The organism is Rhodococcus sp. (in: high G+C Gram-positive bacteria) (genome assembly GCF_049591685.1).
In the GTDB taxonomy this organism is placed as follows: Bacteria; Actinomycetota; Actinomycetes; order Mycobacteriales; family Mycobacteriaceae; genus Rhodococcoides.
Map to the genome: position 1 here is coordinate 1 of NZ_JBAWFH010000050.1, position 4894 is coordinate 4894.

General features: G+C 65.9%; 4 protein-coding genes. 3 read left to right on the plus strand and 1 reads right to left on the minus strand.

The window, feature by feature from the left end; all coding sequences use genetic code 11:
* The coding region (locus WBQ44_RS02025) for a PfkB family carbohydrate kinase (RefSeq protein WP_495565070.1) at window positions 1–195 on the minus strand (195 nt) is incomplete at its 3' end.
* A 186-nt stretch (window positions 196–381) separates the two neighbouring features.
* On the opposite strand from WBQ44_RS02025, the gene WBQ44_RS02030 reads away from it, so the two are divergent.
* The 3 genes from WBQ44_RS02030 to WBQ44_RS02040 form a co-directional block, all read left to right on the plus strand.
* On the plus strand, window positions 382–1647 hold the full coding sequence (locus WBQ44_RS02030) for an aspartate aminotransferase family protein (RefSeq protein ID WP_495565071.1): 1266 nt from the start codon (window positions 382–384) through the stop codon (window positions 1645–1647).
* A gap of 50 nt (window positions 1648–1697) precedes the next feature.
* Window positions 1698–4565 carry an FAD-binding and (Fe-S)-binding domain-containing protein gene (locus WBQ44_RS02035; RefSeq protein ID WP_495565073.1) on the plus strand — a complete coding sequence of 956 codons (2868 nt, stop codon included), beginning with the start codon at window positions 1698–1700 and terminating at the stop codon, window positions 4563–4565.
* On the plus strand, window positions 4562–4894 hold a 333-nt coding region (locus WBQ44_RS02040; RefSeq protein ID WP_495565072.1), incomplete at its 3' end, for an aldehyde dehydrogenase family protein. The genes WBQ44_RS02035 and WBQ44_RS02040, both read left to right, overlap by 4 nt.

Genomic DNA, 4894 nt, shown 5'->3' on the forward strand with positions numbered 1-4894 from the left:
GTCGCCCACGGCTCCGAGGAAGGTCGTGCGCGCACCGGATCTGGCCGCCGCAATGGCCTGATTGGCCCCCTTGCCGCCCTGCGAAGTGGAAAACGTCTCGCCGAGGACAGTCTGCCCCGGCGCCGGTAGATCGGCCGTCACGGTGATCAGGTCCATGTTGACGCTGCCGAGCACAGCCACCCGAGTCGTTGTCATGAACCGACACTAGGCGGCTCCGACAGGCGGCTCCGCCACCCGTGCGTCAAAAGTGTCGTTCACCCAACGTTTTGTGCACACCGGCGGCGGAGTCGCATCACGTTTTGTGCACACCGGCGGCGGAGCCGCATTCCCGCTGGTTGCAGATTGTTGACAATCTGCACGAGGTGCATCACGATTGCGCTCATGACAGCGCCGACTCGCACTCATCTCAGTCCAGCACTGAAGCAAGCCACCCCGGTGGTCGTCGACCATGCGATCGGTAGCTGGATTCACGGCACCGACGGGAAGCGCTACCTCGATTTCACCACCGGCATCGGCGTCACGAGCACGGGGCACTGCCATCCGCGGGTGGTCGAAGCAGCCCGCGAGCAGGTCGGCAAGATCATCCACGCCCAGTACACAACGGTGATGCACAAGCCGCTTCTCGAGCTGACCGAGAAGTTGGGCGACTTCCTTCCTGCGGGGCTCGATAGCGTGTTCTACGCGAACTCCGGATCCGAGGCCGTCGAGGCGTCGATTCGTCTCGCGCGGATGGCCACCGGTCGGCCCAACATCATCGCCTTCCACGGCGGCTTTCACGGCCGGACGGTTGCTGCCGCGTCACTCACGACAGCCGGAACCAAGTTCCGCTCGGGGTTCTCGCCGATCATGGGCGGTGTTCACATCGCGCCCTTCCCGTATGCCTTCCGCTACGGCTGGGACATGGACACCGCTGTCGCGTTCGCGCTCCAGGAACTGGACTACCTTCTCGCCACCATTTCGAGTCCCGCCGACACGGCCGGGTTCATCATCGAACCCGTCCTCGGCGACGGCGGCTATCTGCCTACGCCGCCCGCGTTCCTCGAAGGGCTGCGGCAGCGTGCGGACGAGCACGACATCGTGTTGATCGTCGACGAGGTGCAGGCAGGTGTGGGTCGGACCGGGAAGTTCTGGGGCCACGAGCACTCGGCTGCGAAGCCCGACATCGTCATCACGGCGAAGGGGCTGGCGTCGGGATTCCCCATCTCCGCGATCGCGGCGTCGACCGAACTGATGTCGAAGGCGTGGCCCGGATCGCAGGGCGGAACGTATGGAGGAAATGCCGTGGCTGCAGCCGCTGCCGTCGCCACCCTCGATGTGGTTCGCGACGAAGGTCTGGTCGAGAACGCCGCGAAGCAGGGTGTGGTTCTGCTCGACGGACTTCAGCAGTTGAAAGACCAGTACCCCGCCATCGGCGATGCTCGCGGCCTCGGTTTGATGCAGGCTCTCGAATTCGTCGACGAAGCAGGCAAGCCCGACGCCGCAGCCGCCGCCCGGGTCCAGCAGACCGCTATTTCCGAGGGGCTGCTGCTGCTCACCTGTGGTGCGATGGGCAACGTCGTGCGCGTCATACCGGCGTTGGTCGTGACGGACGACGAGATCGGCCAGGGACTCGATGCGATCGCTCGGACCCTGAAGCGAGCGCTGTGACCGCCACTGCGGCCGGAGCGACCGGTGTAGCAGCCCCCGAAGCAACCGGCATCGCAGCTGCCCTCGCAGATGCAGGGGTGGACGTCGACTTCGCTTCTCGCCGAGTTGCGGAGTACTCCTACGACGCGTCGAACTATCGGGTTCCGCCCCTCGGGGTGGTGTTCCCGCGAACGGTCGACGAGGTGCGGGCGGCAGTGCGTGTGTGCGCCGATCGAGGTGTGCCCGTCGTCAGCCGCGGGGGAGGCACCTCGATGGCAGGCAACTCGATAGGCGCAGGCATCGTCCTCGACTTCTCACGACACATGAACGCAGTCCTGTCGATCGATCAGGCATCGTCGACGGCGATCGTGCAGCCCGGCATCGTCGTCGCGGAATTCGCTGCGGCGGTGTCAGAGGCGACGAATGGTGCGCTCACCTATGCGCCCGACCCGTCGAGCAAGTCGCGGGCAACAATCGGCGGGTGCATCGGCAACGACGCGTGCGGTAATCACTCCGTGCGTGACGGACGCACCGCGGACCACACGATCGCGTTGGATGTGGTGACGGCACAGGGCCACCTCCTGCGGGCGACGCGGACGGGCATCACGGCGCTCGACCCGGCAGACACGGCGTCGATCGATGCAGCACGCGCAATCACCGCCGAGCTGCAGGCGCTCGTAGCCGACAACCTCGCGGAGTTTCGGCTCGAATTGGGTCGAATCCCGAGGCAGGTGTCAGGGTTTCACCTCGCAACGCTGTTGCCGGAGAACGGTTTCGACATCGCACGCGCACTCGTCGGCAGTGAGGGGACGTGCGCGGTCGTCGTGGCCGCGACGGTCGCGCTGATGCCGGTTGCGCCTGCCGCTCTGCTGTTGTGTCTGGGCTACTCGGATGTGGTCGAGGCTGCGGAGGACGTCATGACGATCCTCGAATTCTCCCCGGCTGCCGTTGAGGGTATCGATGAGAAAATCGTGGAGACGATGCAGTTTCGGCGCGGGCCGGACTCGGTCCGAGGTCTTCCTGCGGGTAACGCCTGGCTTTACGTCGACCTCGACGGCGAGAACACAGCCGAGGTCGAGGCCAAGGCTCAAAAGCTGTTGACGCGGTTGACCGAGCGGGGCCGCTTGAAGGACGGCCGTATCGTGCCGAACGCGGACGAGCGAAAGTCGTTGTGGCGCGTGCGCGAAGACGGTGCCGGGCTTTCCGCGAGACTCGCCGGTGGCGGCGAATCATGGCCGGGCTGGGAAGATTCCGCCGTTGCACCCGAGAACCTTGCGGCGTATCTCGCCGACTTCCGTGAACTGCTTGCTTCGCATTCGCTGACGGGCGTCATGTACGGGCATTTCGGTGCAGGGTGCATGCACGTACGCATCACGTTCGACCAGCGCACCGAGCAGGGGCGCACCGTGATGAACGCATTTCTGCGTGACGCAGCCGAGCTCGTCGTGCGCCATGGGGGCTCGCTCTCCGGCGAGCACGGCGACGGCAGGGCCAGGTCGGAACTGCTCCCGATCATGTACTCGGCCCCAGTGCTTGCTGCTTTCGCTCGCTTCAAGCGGGTATGGGACCCGGCAGGAATCCTCAACCCGGGCAGTATCACCGACGCAGCGCCGATGATGAACGACCTCGCTCTGCAGGGTGTGCCTGCTCGGGAATGGAAGACGACGTTCGAGTTGCACCGCATCGGGTCGCCGTCCGATCCGGACCCATTCGTCCATGCCACTCAGGCTTGCGTCGGCGTGGGCCGTTGCCGATCGAGCAGCGGCGGTGTGATGTGTCCGAGCTTCCGTGCGACCGGTGACGAGAAGGACTCCACCCGCGGGCGTGCTCGCGTTCTGCAGGAGATGGTGCGCAGTTCCCCGACGGTCGCCGACGGTTGGGCGTCGAAGGATGTGGCCGAATCTCTCGATTTGTGTCTGTCGTGCAAGGCCTGTTCGTCGGATTGCCCGGTCGGGGTCGACATGGCCACCTACAAGGCGGAGTTTCTGGACCACCACTATGCGGGGAAACTACGTCCGCTGGCGCATTACTCGCTGGGCTGGCTTCCTCGGTGGCTCGAGCTGACCTCTCGAATCGCCCCCGTGCTGAACGCGTTGCTCACACCGAAGACCGGCGTGGTCGCGGCCAAGCTCGGGGGTCTCACCACCCGGCGGATCCTTCCGCGCTTCGCCTCGCGTCGAGAACTACGCACCCAGCTCGCGGGTTCGGTGGTCGGCGGTGACGTGGTGTTGTTCGTCGACAGCTTCACCAGGGGCTTTCGCCCGGATACCGTCGGCGCGGCGCTGCGAGTGTTCGGGGATGCGGGCCGCACCGCGGAGTGCAGCGCGAGAAACTGCTGCGGTCTGACGTGGATATCGACGGGTCAGTTGGCAACGGCGACAAAGCATTTGGCTCGAACCGCGGCAGCCCTGGACGACGGTACCGATCGTCCCATCGTGGTTCTCGAGCCCAGTTGCGCTGCCGCCCTCAAGAAGGACCTCCCCGAACTGGTCCCGACGGATGCAGCGCGGCGCGTCGCCGCTCGGGTGCGCAGCTTCGCCGGAGCCGTGATCGACATGGCGGCCGACGGATGGACGCCGTCGAGCGCGGTGCCCGACGCGGTGACCGTTCAGACTCACTGTCACGAATACGCGGTGTTCGGCGAGGCGACGCAACGCGCAGCGCTCGCCGCGGTGGGCATCACCACCGTGGACGAGGCAACGGGGTGCTGCGGCGTCGCAGGCAATTTCGGCTTCGAGCCCGATCACTTCGACATCAGCATGAAGATCGCAGAGCAAGCTCTCGCCCCCGCGGTGCGGCGAAGCGGCGACCGCCCCATCCTCACCGACGGTTTCAGTTGCCACATGCAGGTGCGGCAATTGACCGGCGACAACACCGCCGACGCGTCGACGCATCTGGCCCACGTACTCGATCCACGCAAAATCAGGAGGGACGCATGACGACGTCAACGACTCGCTCGCGCATCGATTCACCCACCGAACTCTTTGTCGGTGGCGGCTGGCGTGCCTCGAGCAGCGGCCGCACGTTCGAAGTGGTCGATCCCGCAACCGGCGACGTGATCGCGTCGGTGGCCGACGGTGACGTTGCCGATGCAGAGGCTGCGATGACCGCGGCCCGCACGGCGCAGGCGTCATGGGCTGCAACCGCTCCGCGTGAGCGCAGCATCATCCTGCGGCGCGCATTCGACCTGATCATCGAGCGGACCGAGGAACTCGCCGCCATCATTACGGCGGAGATGGGAAAGCCGCTCGGCGACGCCCGTGGGGAG